Genomic DNA, 22,316 nt, shown 5'->3' with positions numbered 1-22,316 from the left:
GGAATTTATGGTAAATAAGTTTTCTAAAATTGTTGTGCTTGTCTTTCTTTTGGCAAATTTGGGAATGGCTGAGTATATAAAAAAAGATGATGCTGTTTACTATATGGATAAAATATCGCAGACTGATGAAAGAAAAGTGGAAGACGCAGATTTTAAGACATTTGTGAAATTAAATGAGATTTATGGGAAAGATAGTAAAAATGTTTTTTGTATTGACAAGAAGCTAGAAGATGCTGATGTTAAGACTTTTCAGGTAATTGGGGAAGTCAATGGGAAAGATAAAAAATATATTTATAATTATGATGAAAAAATGGAGATAAATCCAAAGGATTTCAAACTTTACAAAAATAAAAATAAACTTTTGTATTTTAGAAATAATGGTAAACTGTATATTGGAGGAAGTTTTTTTGAAGTTGAATATGTTCAGGATTTAGACAGTTTTGAAGCAATTGATGAAAGTTATTCAAAGGACAGGTATAATATTTATTATGCTGGAACACCGATATACGATGTTGATAAAAGTACATTTCAGATAATAATGCCTGATTATTACGCAAAAGACAAGAATAATGTGTACAGTGGCTCTGATAAAATAAAGGATGCGAATCCTGATACGATAAAAATATTAGATCAGGTTTATTTGAAGGATGATAAAAATGTATTTTTGAATTTTGGACAAAAGATGGAAAATGTCGATGTAGCTACTTTTGAAGCCATAGAGGGAAACGTAGCTTATGGAAAAGATAAAAATAATGTTTACTTTCTTGGTGAAAAAATAAAAGGAGCTGATGCAAAATCTTTTGAAGTTATTTTAGAGCCTAGTGATCTTGTTCAGATGTATTCAAAAGATAAAAATAGTGTCTTTATTGGAGGACGCAAAATAAAAGAGGCAGATTCAAAAACTTTTGAAAGGCTTCCTAAAACAACGTATTATTCAAAGGATAAAAATAATCTTTATTATCGGGAAGTAAAAATTGATAAAATTGACAATAAAACTCTTAAAATTTTATATTTTGATGGAATTGACGTGGTAAAAAATAGAAATAGAATTTTTGCAGAAGGGAAAAAATTGAATATAAAAAGTCCAGAAACTTTTGAAATAATTTTGAGTAAATATTATAACTTTCCAAATTTTATTTATGGAAAAGATGATAAAAATGTATATGCAATTTCAAAATTTGATGAAACTTATTCAAGTAAAATAATAAAAAATGCAGATGTAAATTCTTTTGAAGTAATGAAAAACAGTATGTATACAAAAGATAAAAACAATATTTATTTTACACATTCTGATGTTGTACAAATGAAAAATGTAGATAAAGACAGTTTTACTATTGGAGAAAATGGCTTTTCGCATGATAAGAACAGTATTTATTTTTATGGAAAAAAGTTAGACAGAATAAGTCCACAAGGATTTAAAATTATTGATTTAACTGTTAATTCTGGAGATTCTGAAAAAATTGCTTTTTTGACAGACAGCAGGAATTTGTATAAATTTACTTATGGATTTGATGATGAAAGATATAATTTGAAAAATATAAAATTGTCTAATGTAACAAATGTGAAAGTCGATGCTCCGAGCTTTGAACTTGTTAAGGAATACACGGGGAGTTATTACAGAGATAAGAACAACGTTTTTTATTATGATATGAATAAGAAGGAACTGAAAAAGGTCGAAGGTAGTGATAGGAACAGCTTTGTCGAAATGGATAATTTTTTTGCAAAGGATAATAAAAATGTCTATTATCTTGGAAAACAAATTGAGAATATTAGTTCAGAAGGATTTAAATTTGTCGGTTCAGATATTGTAAAAAATAAAAATGGTGTATATTTTTGGAAAGATGAAACTGGAGAAGGAGATTATGAGATAGTACCTTTAAATTTTGACAGTGCTTCATTTGATATAGCAAATAAAAATACGAGTAATTATTTTAAAGATAAAAATGGGATTTATTATCTTGATTATGGAAAATTATTAAATTTGGAAGCAAAGGATGTGCAGAATGCCTTTATTAAACTAGAAGGGGCTGATATCCCAACATTTAAAGCATTTGGATATGGATATTCCAAAGATAAGAATAGAGCTTATTGTAAATATAAGGAATTTAAAGGGGTGGATGTGCCAAGTTTTACTGTCATACTGGAAGATGAGGGAGTTGTAGTTAAGGATAAAAATAGAGTTTATAAAAATGATTGTGAGTGACAAGTAAAAATTATTTTATTTATATTTTAGTAAAACTGCTTTAAAAAAGAATTTAGAAAATCATAATTATCCTGCTAAAATTCTTTTTAATTATCTAATTCAATTTTGAAGGGTTTTAAATGTTTTTAAGCGTTTATTTAGATTTGTTTGAAAACTTAGAATTTAATAAAACAAATGTTCTGAAGCAAGGGTTTTTGCCCTCTCGTGAAATAAAAAAATTAAGTTATCAAATAGGTCTGTTGAATAAATTATTTAAAAAAGGATTTGGAGGGATTTTTTATGAAAAGTAAATTTTTTAAAATTATTGCTGGAGTATTTATTTTAGTTAATTTAGGAATGGCAGAATATGTGAAAAAGGATAATGCAGTTTATTACAAATACAGTGAAGAAGATGATTCAGAATTTAAAGTTGAAAATGTGGATTTAGGAACGTTTAAAATACTGAATGATAAATATGCAAAGGATAGGAAAAATGTTTATTTTTCAGGAAATAAATCGTTTGAAGATGTGGACAGTAAAACTTTTGAAGTGCTGCCACAGTATTATTCAAGAGATAAGAATAATGTTTATAGACCAATTAATGAATGGATTCACAAAATAAATGGAGCAAATCCAAAAACAATAAAAGTTTTGAATGAATTTTATTCAAAGGATGATAAAAATGTATATTATGATTCAGACAAAATTTCAAATGCAGATGTAAATTCATTTGTAGTTCTGGAAGCAGACCATAGTTATGCAAAAGACAAAAATGCGGTCTATTATTCAGGAGAAAAAATTAAAGGTGCGAATCCAAAAACATTTAAAATAATTGGGGATGGAATGTATTCAAAGGATGATAAAAATGTGTATGCTGCAGTAGACATTATAAAAGATGCAGATCCTCAAACTTTTAGAAGAATTCCTGAAACAAATTATGCCAGAGATAAGAATAACCTGTATTATTACTTTGGAGATGTTAAAAATCTTGGGAAAATAAATGAAAAAGATTTTAAAGTTTTGGATAGTAATTTGGTTAAAAATGGAAATGAAGTCTACTATTTGGGAGAAAAAGTGAATATAAAAAATCCTGAAAAGTTTGAAATAATAGAAAATTATTTAAGCAGTCCAAGTATGGTTGTTTATGGAAAAGATGATAAAAATGTATACGTGATGACACCGTATAAGGAAGCTGGTTATCTTAAAATAATAAAAAATGCTGATAAAGATACTTTTGAAGTAATGGAAAATAGTGATTATTCTAAAGACAAAAATAATGTTTATTATGCAGGATATAATGTTGTGCAGTTACAGGATGTGGATAAAAGCAGTTTTACTATTGGAGAAGAAAATGGTTTTTCGTATGACAAGAAAAATGTTTATTACGCAGGAAGAAAATTAAATGATATAAGTTCAGCTGGATTTAAAGTTACAAGACTTGTTAATAGACCAAATTTACCAATCAATTTTTTAAATGATAATAAGAATATATATAAACTTATTGCAGTATTTGATGAAGAAACTGGTGAGCTAAAAAGTGTAAAAACAGCTGTTGTAAAAAATCCTAAAGTAGATTCTAAAACTTTTGAAACGTTTAGTTATTCGGGAAATTATTTTCGTGATAAAAATAACGTGTATTACGAAAATGAATTGTATAAAATGGGCTTGAAAAAAATAGCAGGTGCAGATAGAAATAGTTTTGAGGTTTTGAATGATGAATTTTCAAGAGATAAAAACAATGTTTATTATTATGGAAATAAAATGAAAGGTATAAATCCAGATGGATTTGAATTTGTGGGTCGTGACTTTAAAAATAATGAAGATATTATTTTTTTCTTAAAAACTAAAGATAAAGTTTATGTGTTAAAAAATAAAGCTGGTAAAGAAGTATATGAAATAGTTGCTTTAAATTTTGATGCAAATTCTTTTAAATATTCTAATGCTGATAATTCGTATGAATCTGAGTCTATGGGTTATTTTCAAGATAAAAATGGGGTTTATTATTTTGACGCATTTAGATTAGATGAATTGAATCCAAATAAAGTTTTCGCCAAAGTAAAAGGGGCTGATACTTCATCATTTGTACAATTAATGTTTGGTTATGCAAAAGATAAGAATAAAGTGTATATTGAAGATCGGGAAATTAAAGGTGCAGACCCAGAAAGTTTTAAGATAATTGAGACAAGTAATGGAGTTACAGTAAGAGATAAAAATAAAATTTATAAAGAATTTAAAAAATAATTTTGAATTATTTAAAATCAAACTAGGATATAAGCAAACTAAATAGTTATTTTAGCAAGGGGTCTTGACCCCTTGTTATAGTAAAATAGATTTAAAACCAAACTCAAAAGTTAGGGCTATTTTACTTAAACCCTAAATTTATATGATTTTTAATAGTTCAATTTTGAATATGTTTGAGTATATTAATAAAAAATATTATTTTTAAATTTAGAAAATAGAAAGTGAAAGAATAAAAAATGAGAGATGTAATAGCGAGTCCAGATAACAAATTTTATAAATTATTAAAAAAACTGGATAAAAAGAAGTATCGTGATGAAAACAGCATTTTTAAGGCTGAAGGGGAAAAGTTTCTAAACGAGAATATCAATTTTAATAAAATTATTGTGAAGGAATCGAAATTTGACTATTTTGATGAGAAATATGAGATTTCTAAACACGATAATCTGACAATTTTGAAGGATAATCTATTTGATGAAGTTTCAACTCAGGAAAATAGTCAAGGGATAATATTTTTGTATTCTAAAAATTTGAATACGATTGAGGATATACAGGGAGATGTGGTAATTCTGGATGATATTCAGGATCCAGGAAATGCTGGAACTATCATTAGGACAATGATTGCTGCAAACTTTCAGAATTTAATTCTGACAAAGGGTTCAGTAGATGTTTATAATCCGAAGACAGTACGTGCTACAATGAGCGGGATTTTCAAGCTAAACATAATTTATGAAACACCTGAAAATATTGTAAAATTTTTGAATAACAAAAATTATTTAAAAATAGCAACTGCTTTACACGAAGATTCAATTTCTTATGAAAAGATTGAATTGCAAGAAAATAATGCGTTTATTTTTGGACATGAAGGTGGCGGAGTGTCTGAATATCTGATAAAAAATTCTGATATAAAGGCAATTATTCCAATTTATGGGAATATTGAGTCACTGAATGTGAGTGTGGCGACAGGGATATTTTTGTATAAGATGAGAGAGAAATTGGGGAGTTTATAGAATGGAGAAGTTTATGTTTGATAATACAAAAAAATTAACAAAAAATCAAAAATATACTCAAGATGAATTGTTTAAAATGGTTTTAGAAAATAAAGATTTGAAAGAAAAAACAGAAGCATTATTTGCATTGGACTTTAAAGAATTGACATCGGTAAAAGAGGAATATCCAGATTATGAATTTAATATTGATGGAAAAGTTTTTGCGGAAGATGGTGGAGCTGGGGCATATATTTTACTGGAAGACGGTAGTATTAGCTATGTTTGTTTTGATTTTCCTCTTGAATGTGGGAGAATTGCTGAAAATTTAGTGGAATGGTTTGAATTATTACTGAATTGTGCAAATTTCTGGTTAAATTATGCAGACAGGGAATATTTGGAAAATCTTGAAGCACTTGAAAAAAAGGTGGAAGAATCAGAACCTAAAGGACAAGATCAATTTGAAGATGCTTATGGGGACGATATGCCATCTTATCTTGAATTACAAAAGGAACTATCAGAAAAACTGGATATAAAAATATACAATAATATTGCAAAAGATGTTTTACAGAGATTTTTTAAAACGGCAGAAAGAGGGCCTAAATTTATGACAAAATATATTCCAGATAATGAAATTGCAGCAGACTTAATAGAAAAATAAAATTTAGATATTATTTTAATAAAAAAAATAAATAGAGAGGTAAAAATAAGAAATGTCAAAAAAAGAAATTTTTAAAATCGGATCACACGTGGGAATGAGTGGGAAAGATATGCTTTTGGGATCGGTTAAGGAAGCTGTTTCTTATGGATCGAATACTTTTATGATTTATACTGGAGCACCGCAGAATACACGGAGAAAGCCGATTGAAGAACTGAATATTGAAACTGGGCTTAAACTTATGAAGGAGAATAATATTGATATTGATGATATTGTTGTGCATGCTCCTTATATAATTAATCTTGGGAATGCTGTAAAGCCTGAAACTTTTGAGATTGCGGTACAGTTTTTGAGAACAGAGATTGAAAGGACAGATGCTATTGGGGCAAAAAGAATTGTGCTTCATCCAGGTGCTCACGTTGGAGAAGGTGCAGAAGTTGGAATTAATAAAATTATTGAAGGATTGAATGAAGTTTTGACAAAAGATCAGAAAACGACTGTGGCACTTGAAACGATGGCTGGAAAAGGTACAGAGTGCGGAAGAAGTTTTGAGGAAATTGCCAAAATTATTGATGGTGTGAAATTGAAGGATAAATTGACTGTTTGTTTCGATACTTGCCATGTTCACGACGCTGGATATGATATTGTGAATGATTTTGAGGGAGTTATTGAGCAGTTTGATAAAATTGTTGGAATTGACAGAATTTCAGTAATTCACTTGAATGATAGTAAGAATGTATGTGGTGCACATAAAGATAGACACGAAAATTTGGGATTTGGAAAAATCGGATTTGAAGTGTTAAATAAAATTGCACATTTTGAAAAATTTTCTCATTTGCCAAAAATTCTGGAAACGCCTTATGTGGCTTTGAGTGATGATAAAAAAGCTAAGAAAGTTCCGCCGTATAAATTTGAGATTGAGATGTTGAGAGCCGGGAAGTTTGATGAAAATGTGATGGAAAAAATCAAAAATCAGTAAAATTTATTATTGTTTGAAATATGAAAGGAATTGATGTATGGTAAAAAAAGGATTATTTTTATTGTTTTTATTGCTTTTAGTTTCGTGTGATAATAAAGAAGAAAAAATATATGAAAAAGAATTAATGAATATTGAAGTTAGCGGATATGATAATTCTAAACAATTTAGCGGGAGTGATGTGAAAGAGATAAAAAATATACTTCGGAAAAAATTTGACAATTTAGAATTAATAGCTGTAACAAAAGATGGACGATTTTTTATAAGAAAAAACGTAACCGACGGTAAAAATAAAGAATTAACAGGAAAAGAAGTTACAATTGATAGAGTAGATATTATTGATACCATTGGAGAATGGTGTGAGGAAAAGGGTATAGAGTTTAAGTTTATAATTAATCAATTTTATGATAAAAAACAGAATAAAGAAATTAGTCGTTCGATTTATTATTCTCATATTTTACAAATCAAATACGAAGATGAAGATTATAAAAAAGCACTTAAAGAAGGATTTTCTCAATATTCAAGAGCTACAAGATTTTAGAATAGAAAATAATTTTTTAAATAAATAAAAAAATAGTAAAGTTTATATAAAATATGATAAATATACAGAAAGAAGTGATAAAAATGCAAAAAGATAAAGAATTAACAAAAAAGGAAATGTTTGAAATATTTAACAGAAGATATGCGTGCAAAAAATATGATAAGACAAAAGTTGTTTCAGATGAAGATTTTATGGCAATTATTGAGGCAGGTAGAATTTCTCCCAGTTCATTTGGGCTTGAGCCTTGGAAATTTATTCTTGTGAAAAATGAGGAAATGCTGAATGATATGAGAGAGTTTGCTTGGGGAGCAATTAACAGCTTGAATGGGGCGAGCCATATTGTTATGGTATTGGCTAGAAAAGGTGTTACTGGTGATAGCAAGTATTTTGAAAAAATTGGGAAAGAAATAAAAAATATTTCTGATGAAAATTTGAAGATTAGAAAAGAATTTTTTACAAAATTTCAAGAAAATCATTTTAAGTTGCTGGAAAGTGAAAGAGCATTGTTTGACTGGGCTTCAAAACAGACTTACATTGCAATGGTAAATATGATGAATATGGCTGCGGCTCTTGGGATTGACAGCTGTGCAATTGAAGGATTTAATAAAGAAATGGCTGAAAAATACTTCTCTGAAAAAGGTATCTTTGATTTGAAAGAATATGGAATTTCATATTTTGTAAGTTTTGGATATAGAGATGAAGATATTACTCCAAAAACTAGAAGAGAACTTTCGGAAGTTTATGAGGTTGTTGAGTAGTTAGTGAATACTTGGATTTATGATATACTTACTCATCTTTTGGAAATCTAGTATGAAGATAAAGAATATAAAGATGCACTGAGAGAAGCATTTTCTAAATATAAGAAAGCTACAAGGTTTTAAAATAGAAAATATTTTTCTGAAAAAGGAGTATTTGATTTGAAGGAATATGGAATTTCATATTTTGTAAGTTTTGGGTATAGAGTCGAAGAGAAGTCTAAAAAGATAAGATAGCCGCTTACAAAAGTCTTGGAAATAATTGAATAATTTTAAATCAAAAATTCTTATTATTAAATAAATTTTTATATGAAATAGTAAAAATAGAATAATATTAAAAAATTGTATAAATTCAAAATATAGTAATGACGGGACTGTCTTAATAAGGTAAAAAATATATTCTAATCATAAGTTATATATATTTTATTATTTTTATAAAGTCAATAGAAATAGTATTCTTTGATTCTTTAAAATATATAATATTTATGTTAGTAAAATTACTTTTAACTTAATAAGACGCCCTTTTTTTACTTTCTTATAAGGTTATCATACATTTCTGCAAGTTTAATAGTTCGTTCTTCTGTCAATTTTACACTAATCTTCATTATTTTTTGGTAAATAATATTCAATTCCTTGTTCCATTCTTCTTCCATTTTTCCTAAGGCTTCTTTTAAACATTAAGGAAAGATGAGAAGTTACAAATTTTTAATTTAATCGAATTTTTATTATAAATAGTATTCTGTATTTTAAAAAAAGGCAAAATTTTCTTTATAAAAAATTAAAAATATTTAAAATAAATTATTTTCTCAAGAATTAAAAAAATAATCTTTTATTATTATTGATAAAACTTGAAAAATATAGTATAATTATGAGATTGGAGATATTAGCATAACTTTTGAGCTTGACTTTAAAGTAATTTTATATCACAAGTCGGACATATTAATGACAATTAAACAAATAAAAAATATATAATATATAATATATAATATTGAATCATTATAAAATTTTAGGGAGGTAGTATTTATGTATGCATTGGATAAGCAGCTTGTCTTGGAAGATGGTAGTGTGTATAAGGGATATGGATTTGGAGCAGATGTGGAAATGGCAGGAGAAGTTGTTTTTAATACTGCAATGACCGGGTATCAGGAGACTATTTCAGATCCATCGTATAATGGGCAGATTATTACATTTACTTATCCGTTAATTGGAAATTATGGGATAAATAGGGATGATTATGAAACTATCAATCCAAGTATTAAAGGAATTATAACTCGTGAAATATGTAGAAAGCCTTCTAATTTTAGAAATGAATTTACATTGGATGAAGTTTTGAAAGATTTGAATATTCCAGGAATTTCAGGAATTGATACACGTAGCTTGACAAAAAAAATTAGAGAACATGGAACAATTAAGGGAATTATTGTAAGTGCAGACAAAAACCCGCAAGAAGTTGTAGAAAATTTGAAAAGTAATTCGTTGCCGACTAATCAAATTGAACAAGTGTCAACAAAAAAAGCATTTCTTTCATCTGGAAGGGGTATGAGGGTTGTATTGCTTGATTTAGGAATGAAATCAGGAATTATGAGAGAACTTAATTCAAGGGATTGTGATATTGTTGTAATGCCCCATAATGCAACTGCTAAAGAAATTTTGAGACAAAAGCCTGATGGAATAATGTTGAGTAATGGGCCTGGAGATCCGACAGATGTTCCAGAAACAATTGCTGCACTTAGAGAATTGATGGATAAAGTTCCGATTTTTGGAATTTGTATGGGACACCAGCTAATTTCACTTGCTTGTGGAGCAAAAACATATAAATTATTATTTGGGCATCGTGGAGCAAATCAGCCAGTATTAAACTTGCAAACTGGAAGAGTTGACATTACAGCCCAAAATCATGGATTTGCAGTAGACATTGATTCGTTGAAGGACACAGATTTGGAACTGACACATATTGCAGTAAATGATAGAACTTGTGAAGGTGTAAGACATAAAAAATATCCAGTATTTTCAGTGCAATATCACCCAGAAGCTTCACCAGGACCACACGATCCAAATTATTTATTTGACATATTTATTGAAAATATGAAAAAAAATCGAGATTAGTAGTTTTGAAAAACATTTTTAACATTAATTAAAAGCAAACAAAAAGAATAAAAATAATCGAAGGAGATGTAGAAAAATGCCTAAACGAAAAGATATAGAAACGATTTTAGTAATAGGATCAGGTCCAATAATTATAGGACAGGCTGCTGAATTTGACTATGCGGGGACACAGGCTTGTCTTTCATTGCGTGAAGAAGGATATAAAGTTATCCTTGTAAATTCCAATCCTGCAACTATTATGACAGATAAGGAAATTGCAGATAAAGTTTATATTGAGCCGTTGACTGTTGAATTTGTGTCAAAAATTATAAGAAAAGAACGGCCAGATGCATTGCTTCCGACTCTTGGAGGGCAAGTTGGGCTGAATTTGGCTGTGGAATTGCATGAGTCTGGTGTTTTAAGAGAATGTGGAGTAGAACTTCTAGGGACTAAACTTGAATCTATAAAGCAAGCTGAAGACAGGGAATTATTTAGAGATTTGATGAATGAGCTGGGAGAACCTGTGCCTGAATCTGATATTATTCATAATTTGGAAGAAGCACGTAGATTTGTGGAAAAAATTGGTTATCCAGTAATTGTAAGGCCTGCATTTACAATGGGTGGAACTGGTGGTGGAATTTGCCATAATGATGAAGAATTGGAAGACATTGTTACAAATGGACTTAGATATTCGCCAGTAACTCAATGTTTATTGGAAAAATCAATTGCAGGATATAAGGAAATTGAATATGAAGTAATGCGTGACAGCAATGATACGGCAATTGTTGTCTGCAACATGGAAAATATTGATCCAGTTGGAATTCATACTGGAGATTCGATTGTAGTTGCACCGTCGCAAACATTGACAGACAGGGAATATCACATGTTGAGAGATGTTTCACTAAAAATAATAAGAGCATTGAAGATTGAAGGTGGATGTAACGTTCAATTGGCATTAGACCCATATTCATTCAATTATTATATTATTGAGGTAAATCCGAGAGTATCACGTTCATCGGCTCTTGCTTCAAAGGCGACAGGTTATCCGATTGCAAAAATCGCTGCAAAAATTGCGGTCGGACTTACGCTTGACGAAATTATAAATCCTGTTACGAAAAATTCTTATGCCTGCTTTGAGCCTGCACTTGATTATGTTGTAAGTAAAATACCAAGATTCCCATTTGATAAATTTGAAAAGGCGGATAGACATTTAGGAACACAGATGAAGGCTACTGGGGAAGTAATGGCAATTGGTAGAACTTATGAGGAAAGTTTGTTAAAGGCTATTCGTTCACTTGAGTATGGAGTTCATCATTTAGGGCTTCCAAATGGGGATGAATTTAATTCGGAATATATTTTAAAGAGAATCCATAAGGCTGGAGATGAAAGACTGTTCTTTATTGGAGAAGCGTTAAGACGTGGAGTTACTCCGCAGCAGATACATGAAATGACAAAAATTGATATGTTTTTCCTTGATAAAATGAAAAATATTATTGATATTGAAGTGGAATTAAAGGCAAATGTGAATAATCCAGATGTACTTCTTTTTGCTAAGAGATATGGATTTTCAGATAAAGTTATTGCACATCGTTGGAATACGACAGAAGATGAAGTTTATAAACTTCGTGAAAAATACAATATTAAGCCTGTATTTAAGATGGTTGATACCTGTGCGGCTGAATTTAAGTCAGAAACACCTTATTTTTACTCAACTTATGAGCAGGAAAATGAAAGCGTCATAGGAGACAAGAAAAAAATTGTCGTGCTTGGTTCAGGACCTATTAGAATTGGACAAGGAGTTGAATTTGACTATGCGACAGTTCATGCGGTAAAGGCTATAAAAGAGTCTGGTTACGAGGCAATTATTATAAATAACAATCCAGAAACTGTTTCTACAGATTTTTCGATTTCAGATAAGCTTTACTTTGAGCCGCTTACAGAAGAAGATGTTATGGCGATAATCGAACTTGAACATCCAGAAGGGGTTGTCGTTCAATTCGGTGGACAAACTGCGATTAACTTGGCTGAAAAATTGTCAAAACACGGTGTAAAAATATTGGGAACATCACTTGAGGAAATTGATAATGCGGAAAACCGTGATAAATTTGAAGCATTATTACATAAGTTAAATATTCCTCAACCATTAGGAAAAACTGCGTTTGATACAGAAACAGCTGTAAAAAATGCGGCAGAAATTGGCTATCCAGTTTTAGTCCGTCCATCTTATGTATTAGGTGGAAGAGCAATGGAAATCGTATATCGTGAAGAAGAACTTAGACAATACATGGAAAATGCAGTAAAAGTATCACCTGATCATCCAGTATTGACTGACAGATATTTAGTTGGAAAGGAAATCGAAGTGGATGCGATTTGCGATGGGGAAACAGTTGTAATTCCAGGAATTATGGAGCATATTGAAAGAGCAGGAGTTCATTCTGGGGATTCCATTGCCGTTTATCCTCCACAAAATGTTTCTGAAGCACATAAGCGTACATTGATTGACTACACAGTTAGACTTGCAAAAGGGCTTAATATTATTGGTCTTTTAAATATTCAATATGTAATTAGTGACGGAGAAGTTTATGTACTGGAAGTAAATCCGAGAAGTTCGAGAACAGTTCCATTTTTGAGTAAAATCACAGGAGTTCCAATGGCAAATCTCGCAATGAAGGGAATTCTTGGAGAATCATTGAAGAGCAAAGGATATGAAACTGGATTAATTGAAGAAAGTAAAAATGTATATACAAAAGTTCCTGTATTCAGTTTCCAAAAATTAAAAGACGTTGATACAACATTAGGGCCTGAAATGAAATCGACTGGAGAAGTTATGGGAAGTGATGAAAACCTTGAAAAATCACTTTACAAAGGACTTGTTTCAGCTGGAATAAAAGTTAAGGATCAAGGAAGCGTCTTATTTACAATTAGTGGAACTGCCAAAGAGGAGGCTTATGGATTAGCCAAGAGATTTTCTGATTTAGGATACCATATAATGGCTACTAAAGGAACTGCCAAATATTTTGAAGATAAAGGTCTACGTGTGGAAACTGTTGGAAAAATCGAAGAGGAAGGAATATATGAACATGATGTGCTAGGACTGATTTATAAAGGACTTGTTGATATGGTAATAAATACAGCGGCTAAAAAGAAAACTGCCAGAAATGACGGATTTAAGATTAGACGTGCTGCAAGTGAACAGGAAATCGCTTGTCTTACTTCACTTGATACAACAGATGCTTTACTAAAAGTTCTGGAGTCTATTTCATTTAATGTAAGTTCAATATAGATTTAGTTCTAGTAAAAATTATAAAAAATAAGAAAATTAATAATTTTAAAATTATTAATTTTCTTAGATTTGTTTTAAATTATTATCTAGCAAGAGGTTAAGTCCTCTTGTTATTTTTTTTGTTTATAAATTTATCATAAATTTAAGACATTCTGATATTGAAGAAATAAAGTACTGTCTAAATTTTCTCAATAACAAAATTATAAAATCTCTTCAAAAACATATTTCTGAACTTTCATTCCCAATCTTTCATAAAATTTTACCGCTCCAGCATTATCAGCCCAAGCATCCAATGTCAAGTTATAACATCCTTCCATTTTTGCAAAGTTCAATGCAAAGTTATAAAGTTTTTTCCCAATATTTTGACCACGTGTACCCTCATCAACACAAAGGTCGTCTATAAATAATGTTTTTATGTCAGTTAATACACTGTGATTTATTTTCTGTTTAAAAACACAGAAAACATAGCCAATTACACTATCATTTTCATCTGTTGCTACGAATATCGGTTTGCTAGGATCATTTAACATTTGTGTAAGTTCCTGTACATTATATTTTTTACCAGTTGCCTTGAAAATATCTGGGCGGTTTTTGTGATGAACTAATAAAATTTGTTCTAGCAGATTTTCTATTTTTGGAATGTCTTTTTCTTGGGCTGGTCTAATTTCCTTCATTGTATAAATTTTCCTTTCAATGTATTGTTAAATAAGTTTTTCGCTATAAATGAATAATTTTCTAAAATTTTTATTTAATACTAAATCCCATTTGAAAAATAGAAATTATATTTTATTTATTTTTTTGTGGCAAGGGATCAAGACCTCATGTTAAATAGAATTTATAATAAATCTATTGCTTTAATGGGAAATAGTATAAAATTAACTAAAGAGCTTGTAAAAATTTCTTTCCATTTTCAATTTGCATTTCCACATTTTTTATTGAAGTTCCACCAAAGGAATTTCTTTTATTTACACAATTTTCAATTGTGATTTCAGAAAGAATGTCATCTTTGAAAATATCTGAAAACTTGTGGAATTCTTCAAGTTTCATATCGTCAATTGCAATTTTTTTATCTTCGCAGTAAGATACAATTTCTCCGACAATTTTATGGGCTTGTCTAAATGGGACGTCATACTTTGCCAAATAATCGGCTACATCTGTTGCATTTAGAAAACCAGATTTCATTGAAGCGTAAATCTTTTCATTATTTACTGTAAGTGTGTTAAGCATTGAGTAAAAAATTTCAATTGATAATTTAATATTGTCAATCGAGTCAAAAATTCCTTCTTTATCTTCTTGCATATCTTTATTGTAGGCTAACGGAAGTGCCTTCATTGTAGTTAAGATTCCCATAAGATTTCCATAAATTCTACCTGTTTTTCCTCTTACAAGCTCTGCAATGTCAGGATTTTTTTTCTGTGGCATAATTGAAGATCCAGTTGCAAAGGCATCATCTAGATTTATAAAGGAAAATTCGGATGTGCACCAGATAATAATTTCTTCTGAAAATCTTGACAAATGCATTGAGATTACAGAAATAATCATCGCAAGTTCAATTATAAAATCTCTGTCGCTTACAGAATCTAAGCTATTTTCAGTTGGTTTTGAAAATCCAAGCTCCTTTGCAACAAAATGTCTGTCTAAGTCAAAAGTAGTTCCAGCCAAAGCTCCTGCTCCAAGCGGCATTTCATCACTTCTTTCTAAAAAGTCTTTAATTCGAGAAATATCTCTTTTAAACATTTGAAAATAAGCCATCAAATGATGAGAGAACAAAATAGGCTGAGCTCTTTGTAAATGCGTGTATCCTGGAATAATAACATTTTTATATTTTTCAGAAAGTTCTAACAGAACATTTTCCATTTTTACAAGCAATTTTGAAATTTCATGAGCTTCTTTTCGCACATACATACGCACGTCAAGAGCCACTTGATCGTTACGGCTTCTAGCAGTATGCAGTTTTCCAGCCACAGACCCAATAATTTGAGTCAATCTTTTTTCAATCGACATGTGAATATCTTCATCTTCAATTTTAAATTCAAATTTTCCATTTTGAATCTCTTCTTTTATTTGAAGCAGCCCATTTTCAATTTCCTTTTGCTCGTTTTCTGAAATAATCCCTTGCTTAGCAAGCATTCTGCTATGTGCAATACTCCCAGTAATATCCTCTTCATACATTCTTTTATCAAAAGTTATAGACGCATTAAATTTTTCTAATAATTTATTAGTTTCCTTATGAAACCGTCCTTCCCACATTTTTTTCATATTTTATTTTTTCCTTTCCAAAGTTGTTATTTTTACTAATATTATAACAAAAAAGAAGAATATTTAAAAGCATAAAAAATAAATTTGAATAATTAAAAAACATAAATTTTTGTTTTATTATACAGATATGATATAATTGTATAAAGAAAAAAAGGGAGGAAATCAAATATGAGAAGTAATAAGAAAGTAAAATTACCAGTTGGAATATCTGATTTCAAGGATGTTATTGAAAATAATTACTATTATTTTGATAAGACAAAATTTACAAGAGAATGAATCTATTAGAATTGTTCGTTAGAATTTGATAAAACAAATATTCTGAAGCTTAAATAAAAAAAATTAGGTTATCAGACAGGGGTTAATATATAAATAAAAAAATAAAAAAGAATAAATTTGGGAAAATATCTTTTAAAATTTTTGGAAAAAGGGTATACTATATTTGTATTTAATTTTTTGAAAGGAAGAATAAAATGGGAAAAAACAAGATAGAAAAAAAAGAATTGAAAAGAGATAATGTAGGACAAGAATACAAATGGAATTTATCTGATATTTATGAAAATTATTCAGCTTGGGAGAAGGATTTTGAGAAAGTTAGTGAGCTGAAAAAAGAATTGGCTGGATTTAAAGGGCAATTTGGGAACGAAGGGAAGTTATTGGAGTTTTTTCAGAAGCAGGAGGAAATGGATAAGATTTCTTATAAATTGTATCGGTATCCTCAGCTTGCGAGGGATTTGAACTCATCGGATAAGGAGGCTGTGGAGCATTTGCAGAAGGTACAGTTTTTGTTTGCAGAGATTTCTACTGAATTGTCCTGGGTAAATTCGGAACTTGTTGAAAATCGTGAGAATATTGAAAAATGGATTGAAAAAAAAGAATTTGATGATTATAGATTTGGACTGAAAAATTTATTTAGACTGCAAAAGCATATTCTGGAAGAAAAGGAAAGCAAACTGCTGTCGTACTACAGTTCATTCTTTTCATCACCGAGAAGCATTTATTCGGAAGTTACGGTTACGGATGTGGAATGGCCTCAAGTTACGCTTAATTCTGGAGAAAAAGTGGATGTAACGCCTGCCAATTATTCTAAAATTTTGTCTAAAAATAGAAATCAGGAAGACAGAAAACTGATGTTTCAGACGTTTTATACAATTTATGAAAAGAAAAAAAATACGATCGCTGCAATTTATAACTCAATTTTGCAAAAAGGGATTGCTTCAAAGAAAGCCTACAATTACGATTCATTTTTGTTAAGCCATCTGGAAAGTGACAATATTCCAGAAGAAATTTACTTAAATCTTGTCAATACGGCAAAAAATAATACAAAACCATTGCAAAGATATTTAAAATTGAGAAAGAAAATTTTGGGACTTAAAAAATATTATAATTTTGACGGCTCAATTAACCTAATAGAATTTGATAAGGAATATGAGTATGATGATGCGAAGGAAATGGTGTTAAATTCAGTTGCTCCGCTTGGAAAAGATTACGTAGAAAAAATGAAAAAAGCGATTTCAGAAGGCTGGCTGGATGTATTTGAGGCGAAAGGGAAAAGAACAGGAGCATATTCTGCAGGAGTTTACGGAGTTCACCCATATATGCTTTTAAATTACAACAAGACTTTAGATAGCGTATTCACATTGGCACATGAATTGGGACATACTTTGCACACTCTTTATTCAGACGAAAATCAGCCTTTCTCGATGGCAGACTACACAATTTTCGTAGCGGAAGTGGCTTCCACATTTAACGAAAGATTACTGCTTGACTATATGCTAGAAAATACCAATGATCCAAAAGAAAGAATCGCACTATTGGAGCAGGAAATTGGAAATATTGTTGGGACATTCTATTTTCAGGCATTATTAGCAGATTATGAATATCAGGCACACAAGCTGGCAGAAGCTGGAGAGCCGATTACAGCGGAGGTTTTGAGCAAAATTATGGAAGACTTGTTTGACAAATATTACGGCGACATAATTGAAAAAGATGATTTAATCTATATTTTCTGGGCAAGAGTTCCACACTTTTTCAACTCGCCATTTTACGTGTATCAATACGCAACTTGCTTTGCCTCATCAGCGATTTTATATGAAAAAATGATAAATTCAAGTGATGAAAGCGAGAAAAAACAAACATTAGACAAATACATTCAATTATTAAGCTCAGGAGGAAATGACTTCCCGATGGAACAGCTTAAAAAAGCAGGAGTTGACTTGTCAAAAATTGAAACAATCGAGGCTGTAGCAAAACAGTTTGATTTGCTGTTAGATAAATTGGAAGTGGAGATTGGGAAGTTGTAGAAAGATATTGAAATATCACGACAAACGCATGAAGATAAGATTAAATTTTTAATACTCGCAAACATAGAAAAAATAGCTATAAAAAAAATTAACTAACAAAAAACTCAAAGGAGAACATAGATGAAGTTAATGCTCATATATGATTTGAATATCTTGAAAGAAAGGCTGATGTGAACCACATGAATAAAAAAAAAGAATGTGAAGAGCTATGGGCAAAAAATAAATATTATGTGTTAAGCAAATCGCATAAAATGTACTTAGAAATAAGAAAGTATTTGAAAGAAAAAGAAATTGATATTGTATTTATTAGTGAAAGAATACAAAAAGTAAGGGATATAAAAGAAAGTAAAAAAGATTTTAGTAATGCAATTCTTCATTTATGGGGATATTTCAAAAAAAAGGCAACGAAGATTGAAAAACAAGGATTATTTAACATTCTGGAAGAATATATGGGAGGGAGAAATAATCAGAAATCAGTAATTGAATATATCAATACTTTACTAAAGAAATATCCAAATAAATATTTACAAGAATCTACTTTATTAACAGGAGAAAAAGATGAGACTATGGCATGAACAAATTATTCATCTGTTGCCTAAAAACCAGCTTCTTGGTCAACATAGAGAATGTTGTGCACTTAGGGGAAATGGATGGAAAAAGAAACATAAAACAGTAGATTATGTATTCTTATATTCTCCATATTATTTATTTGTTTATCATTCATTGGTTATGGATGAAATGGAAAAAAGAGGGTATAAAGTTTCTAAAGAATGGAGAGATAAGAATTATAGGGGAAAGAAAGCAGAAAATTATAATAATCTTGAAGAAAAAATTATAGATAGCCCAATTTACAAAGAACATGATAATGAATATTTAGTTGAGTGTATCGAAAACTTGCGAAAAAAAGGGATTAAATTGGAATTATAGATGCGATAGGAACCCAGAAAGAAATCATAAAAAAGATAGGAAAGAAGAAGGGCTATTTCTGTCTCCAGGTAAAAGGTAACCAGAAGACTTTAAAAGAAGATATAGAAGATTACTTTGCTGACAAGGGATTCAGAAAAAAATTAAAGGAAGAAGGAATGTACAGCAGGAAAACAGAAAAGCAAAGGGGATGGCTGGAAACGAGGGAATATTACTATACTGAAGAAACAGAATGGCTTATTAAAAGAAAAGAAGTAAAAGGGATAGGTGCATCAATTTTAACAATAGAAGAAAATGGAAAAAACCAGGAACAGAAAAGATATTACATAACGAATATAGCAGGGAGAGTAGAAGAATTTGTAAGAGCGGTAAGAGGACAAGCTATAACTGGATACTGGATATGACATTCAGAGAAGATGCAAGTAGGACATTGAACAAAAATGTGGCAAGAAATTTAAATATTCTAAGGAAATTAGCAATCTCAATACTGGAAGAACTGCCGTTCAGAAAGAAATTTAGCAGAAGGATAAAGAGATATATCATATCATTAGATGTAAGAAGATATTTAAAATTATTTTTTGATATATAGAAATGCTGTTGTTAAAAAAATGGATAGATGTAAAGAAATAGTTTAAAATATTCATGCGTTTGTTGTGTGGAAATATAAAATAACTTGCACCCAAACTCAAAATATTGTATAATAAAAAAAATACACATAAATAGTTAATACATGAAATGGAATGATAATTTGATATGGAAAAGAGCAATACAAAAGGAGATGGTGTATTTATGAAAAAAAATAATTATGCTGGTTATACTTGCCATGACTGTTGTTGGATGTGAACTTTTCAGTCCTACTGAATGGAGCGAATATAATAAAAGAAGAGATGAAAGAGGAGTGGAATGTTATAGGCAGTATGGGAATGTACATTGTGAAGACAAAGAAGGAAATAGGTACTAATTAGAATGTGAAAGTTGAAATATCATATAACGTAAAGGAAATTAGGAATTTATATAGGAAGGGCAGAGGATTCTTGTTTGGGGAGGATGTATCTTGCCCTTTTTATTTTGGTTAAATAATTAATGTTTTAAAGCAAGGGAAATCATTCGCCATTTCCCTTCATTTCGCAATAATAGTTATTTTAACATATTTAACTAATGACATATTAAAGATAATGGCGAAAGTGCTACGCACTAACCCTGGCTCGTCTAAGAATTTTTTTGAAATATTCCCAAATTTTATTTGGGAAAGTAGTCAAAACATTTATTATTTGGATAAACCTGAATTACTACGAAAAAGAAACACATAAATGTGTTTAGTCGTTTTCATTCCAAAAAAATCACGACATTCTACATAAATTATAAAGATCATATATTTAAGTTCTCAAATTAGGAAAACATTGGTTTATTGTATTGACAATGTAATTATAAATTGATACAATGAAGAAAAAAAGAGGTATTTGTTATGGCAAATGCAAATTTAAGTATTAGAGTTGATAAAAAAACAAAAGAAAAAGCGAACGAATTATTTAACAAATTTGGCTTGACAATGACAACCGCAGTAAATATGTTCTTAAAAACTGCAATTAGAGAAAATAGAATCCCTTTTGAATTGAAATTGGAAGAAGAGCCAAATGAAATAACTTTAGAAGCAATGAGAGAAGCTGATAGAATTGCAAGAGATGATAGTGTAAAAGGATATGATAGCATAGAGGAGTTGAGAGAGGCACTTGGTGTATAAAGTAAATTGTTTGAATATAGTTTTGAGTTTTTAGTATTATGAAGGAGTGGATTTTTTATGAAGAAAATGATTTTATTTTTCACATTGGTTTTGACAATTAATTTGTTTTCAAATACATCGTATGATGAGTTTTCTCAAAAAGTAGAGATATTGGAAGAAAAAATAAAAAATGGAGATAAAAAAGCAATTAATAATTTAGGAAATTTGTATGCAAAAAATGAAAATTCCCGCAATATTCCTAAAGCGAAAGAATATTATAGATTGGCAATAAAAAATGGTTCTGAAATTGCTAGTAAAAATCTTGAAATAGCAAATAAACTTCCGAAATTATGTCCTGAAAGAGCGATATGTGAAAATTGGACAACGATTAGATTTGTAGAAGAAGATGGAAAAATAGAAAAAATGGTAATAAGAGGATTTCCCGTTGATAAAGAAGAAGTGACTGAAACAGAAAAACAGGAAATTAGAGAAGAAATAGAATATTTGTTAAATATCTTTTTTGAAAATGAAGAATTTGAAATTGTTGGATATACTGATGAAACTGAAAAGAATAAAAAGAAATTATCTTTATCAAGAGCTGAAAAAATGGCAGAATTTCTGAAACAAAATGGATTGAGAAAAGATATAAAAATTACTAAAATGATTGGAAAAGGATCTGAAGATCCAATTGATACGAATGATACAGTAGAGGGAAGATACAATAATCGTCGTGTTGAAATTTTGTTAAAAAATGGGAAAGTTAAGAAAATTGATATTAGTAACTTGCTGAATCAATTGAAAGATGAATAAATTTTGAAAAAGTTTCGATTTTACAAAAAGATATGGTATAATCAATATTGAAAAAAGGTTGAAGGAGAAGGTGATTTTGATGAGAAAAATTTTTAATAAAAAGATTGGTATTTTAGTTTTTTCTTTGGTATGTGCTGGATTTTTGAATGCTAAACCTGTGAGAAGTGAGGACGAGGCTTTAAGACTTGTGCAAAATTCAATAATTAAGCATAGATTTGGTGGTAATCAAGGAACGAAATGTATGAGATTTTATGTTGATGAAACAGCTGAAGAATTTGAAATTGATGTACGAAGTAATAATGCGAAATGTGGTGGAGATCCAAGTGTTGAGCCACGTTTGTTTAGTTATACTGTGAATAAAATAACTGGAGAACTTGCGACAGATAATTTTAGTTATGCAGAAGATCAGGGAATAGACTGGGAAGGAGATTTTCTTCCGATAGATTAATTTTTAATATTTTGAAGATATTAAGAAGTAGAGTCTAAATTATGAAAAAATTTATTTTAATATTAATATTTATTTTAGGAAATTTTGTTTTTGGAGAAGCAATGGATTAGTATACAGAGAGTTTTTTTACCCAAAACACGGATTTATAGGG

The 22,316-nt window shown here is 29.7% G+C and carries 20 protein-coding genes and 1 pseudogene; 18 read left to right on the top strand and 3 right to left on the bottom strand.

The window, feature by feature from the left end; translation table 11 throughout:
* The first annotated feature begins 7 nt into the window (after positions 1 to 7).
* The 7 genes from F1564_RS06030 to F1564_RS06000 all read left to right on the top strand — a co-directional run bounded on the left by F1564_RS06030 (position 8) and on the right by F1564_RS06000 (position 8,339).
* Positions 8 to 2,203 (top strand): DKNYY domain-containing protein, encoded by a 2,196-nt coding sequence (locus F1564_RS06030; RefSeq protein WP_018449806.1) that lies wholly within the window; start codon positions 8 to 10, stop codon positions 2,201 to 2,203.
* Between the two features lie 279 nt (positions 2,204 to 2,482).
* Positions 2,483 to 4,423, top strand: coding sequence for a DKNYY domain-containing protein (locus tag F1564_RS06025; RefSeq protein ID WP_018449808.1), 1,941 nt, complete (start codon positions 2,483 to 2,485; stop codon positions 4,421 to 4,423).
* A gap of 236 nt (positions 4,424 to 4,659) precedes the next feature.
* Positions 4,660 to 5,430, top strand: a complete 771-nt coding sequence (locus F1564_RS06020) for a TrmH family RNA methyltransferase (protein ID WP_018449809.1) — start codon at positions 4,660 to 4,662, stop codon at positions 5,428 to 5,430.
* Position 5,431: 1 nt separating this feature from the next.
* Complete coding sequence (locus tag F1564_RS06015; RefSeq protein WP_026231180.1) at positions 5,432 to 6,067, top strand: hypothetical protein; 636 nt, start codon at positions 5,432 to 5,434, stop codon at positions 6,065 to 6,067.
* A gap of 52 nt (positions 6,068 to 6,119) precedes the next feature.
* Positions 6,120 to 7,043, top strand: coding sequence for a deoxyribonuclease IV (locus F1564_RS06010; protein WP_018449811.1), 924 nt, complete (start codon positions 6,120 to 6,122; stop codon positions 7,041 to 7,043).
* A gap of 37 nt (positions 7,044 to 7,080) precedes the next feature.
* On the top strand, positions 7,081 to 7,581 hold the full coding sequence (locus F1564_RS06005) for a hypothetical protein (RefSeq protein ID WP_018449812.1): 501 nt from the start codon (positions 7,081 to 7,083) through the stop codon (positions 7,579 to 7,581).
* Between the two features lie 83 nt (positions 7,582 to 7,664).
* Positions 7,665 to 8,339: an NAD(P)H-dependent oxidoreductase gene (locus F1564_RS06000; protein ID WP_018449813.1), complete on the top strand. Its 675-nt coding sequence runs from the start codon at positions 7,665 to 7,667 to the stop codon at positions 8,337 to 8,339.
* A gap of 524 nt (positions 8,340 to 8,863) precedes the next feature.
* Here the strand turns inward: F1564_RS06000 and F1564_RS10500 are convergent.
* Entirely contained in the window at positions 8,864 to 8,989 is a 126-nt protein-coding gene (locus F1564_RS10500) for a hypothetical protein (RefSeq protein ID WP_018449814.1), read from the bottom strand.
* A 370-nt stretch (positions 8,990 to 9,359) separates the two neighbouring features.
* Here F1564_RS10500 and carA point away from each other — a divergent pair, with 370 nt between their 5' ends.
* Both carA and carB read left to right on the top strand, forming a co-directional pair.
* Positions 9,360 to 10,442: a glutamine-hydrolyzing carbamoyl-phosphate synthase small subunit gene (carA, locus tag F1564_RS05990; protein WP_018449815.1), complete on the top strand. Its 1,083-nt coding sequence runs from the start codon at positions 9,360 to 9,362 to the stop codon at positions 10,440 to 10,442.
* A gap of 76 nt (positions 10,443 to 10,518) precedes the next feature.
* Positions 10,519 to 13,704, top strand: a complete 3,186-nt coding sequence (gene carB, locus F1564_RS05985; protein WP_018449816.1) for a carbamoyl-phosphate synthase large subunit — start codon at positions 10,519 to 10,521, stop codon at positions 13,702 to 13,704.
* A 200-nt stretch (positions 13,705 to 13,904) separates the two neighbouring features.
* Here carB and F1564_RS05980 read toward each other — a convergent pair whose 3' ends face one another.
* Positions 13,905 to 14,378 carry a GNAT family N-acetyltransferase gene (locus F1564_RS05980; RefSeq protein ID WP_018449817.1) on the bottom strand — a complete coding sequence of 158 codons (474 nt, stop codon included), beginning with the start codon at positions 14,376 to 14,378 and terminating at the stop codon, positions 13,905 to 13,907.
* A 205-nt stretch (positions 14,379 to 14,583) separates the two neighbouring features.
* Entirely contained in the window at positions 14,584 to 15,963 is a 1,380-nt protein-coding gene (argH, locus tag F1564_RS05975; RefSeq protein ID WP_018449818.1) for an argininosuccinate lyase, read from the bottom strand.
* A 168-nt stretch (positions 15,964 to 16,131) separates the two neighbouring features.
* On the opposite strand from argH, the pseudogene F1564_RS05970 reads away from it, so the two are divergent.
* From F1564_RS05970 to F1564_RS05930, 9 genes and pseudogenes are all read left to right on the top strand, one after another.
* Positions 16,132 to 16,227: pseudogene (locus F1564_RS05970) on the top strand (AAA family ATPase); the annotation flags it as partial.
* 206 nt (positions 16,228 to 16,433) lie between these two features.
* Complete coding sequence (gene pepF / locus F1564_RS05965; protein ID WP_018449821.1) at positions 16,434 to 18,263, top strand: oligoendopeptidase F; 1,830 nt, start codon at positions 16,434 to 16,436, stop codon at positions 18,261 to 18,263.
* 179 nt (positions 18,264 to 18,442) lie between these two features.
* On the top strand, positions 18,443 to 18,838 hold the full coding sequence (locus tag F1564_RS05960) for a YbgA family protein (protein ID WP_018449822.1): 396 nt from the start codon (positions 18,443 to 18,445) through the stop codon (positions 18,836 to 18,838).
* Positions 18,822 to 19,190 carry a TIGR02328 family protein gene (locus F1564_RS05955; protein WP_018449823.1) on the top strand — a complete coding sequence of 123 codons (369 nt, stop codon included), beginning with the start codon at positions 18,822 to 18,824 and terminating at the stop codon, positions 19,188 to 19,190. Before F1564_RS05960 ends, F1564_RS05955 begins: the two co-directional genes overlap by 17 nt.
* A complete protein-coding gene (locus tag F1564_RS05950) occupies positions 19,178 to 19,591 on the top strand; it encodes an ISAs1 family transposase (RefSeq protein ID WP_149201917.1) in 414 nt (137 codons plus the stop codon). Before F1564_RS05955 ends, F1564_RS05950 begins: the two co-directional genes overlap by 13 nt.
* Positions 19,588 to 19,776: a hypothetical protein gene (locus F1564_RS05945; RefSeq protein WP_026231185.1), complete on the top strand. Its 189-nt coding sequence runs from the start codon at positions 19,588 to 19,590 to the stop codon at positions 19,774 to 19,776. Before F1564_RS05950 ends, F1564_RS05945 begins: the two co-directional genes overlap by 4 nt.
* Positions 19,777 to 20,652: 876 nt before the next feature.
* The gene (locus F1564_RS05940) at positions 20,653 to 20,928 is read left to right on the top strand and encodes a type II toxin-antitoxin system RelB/DinJ family antitoxin (RefSeq protein WP_018449825.1); all 276 of its coding nucleotides are present in this window, start codon (positions 20,653 to 20,655) and stop codon (positions 20,926 to 20,928) included.
* A gap of 57 nt (positions 20,929 to 20,985) precedes the next feature.
* A complete protein-coding gene (locus F1564_RS05935) occupies positions 20,986 to 21,717 on the top strand; it encodes an OmpA family protein (RefSeq protein ID WP_018449826.1) in 732 nt (243 codons plus the stop codon).
* A gap of 79 nt (positions 21,718 to 21,796) precedes the next feature.
* A complete protein-coding gene (locus tag F1564_RS05930; protein WP_018449827.1) occupies positions 21,797 to 22,165 on the top strand; it encodes a hypothetical protein in 369 nt (122 codons plus the stop codon).
* Positions 22,166 to 22,316: the final 151 nt, after the last annotated feature.

The organism is Leptotrichia shahii, assembly GCF_008327825.1.
Classification (GTDB): Bacteria; Fusobacteriota; Fusobacteriia; order Fusobacteriales; family Leptotrichiaceae; genus Leptotrichia; species Leptotrichia shahii.
This window is presented reverse-complemented; position numbering and strand designations above follow the sequence as displayed.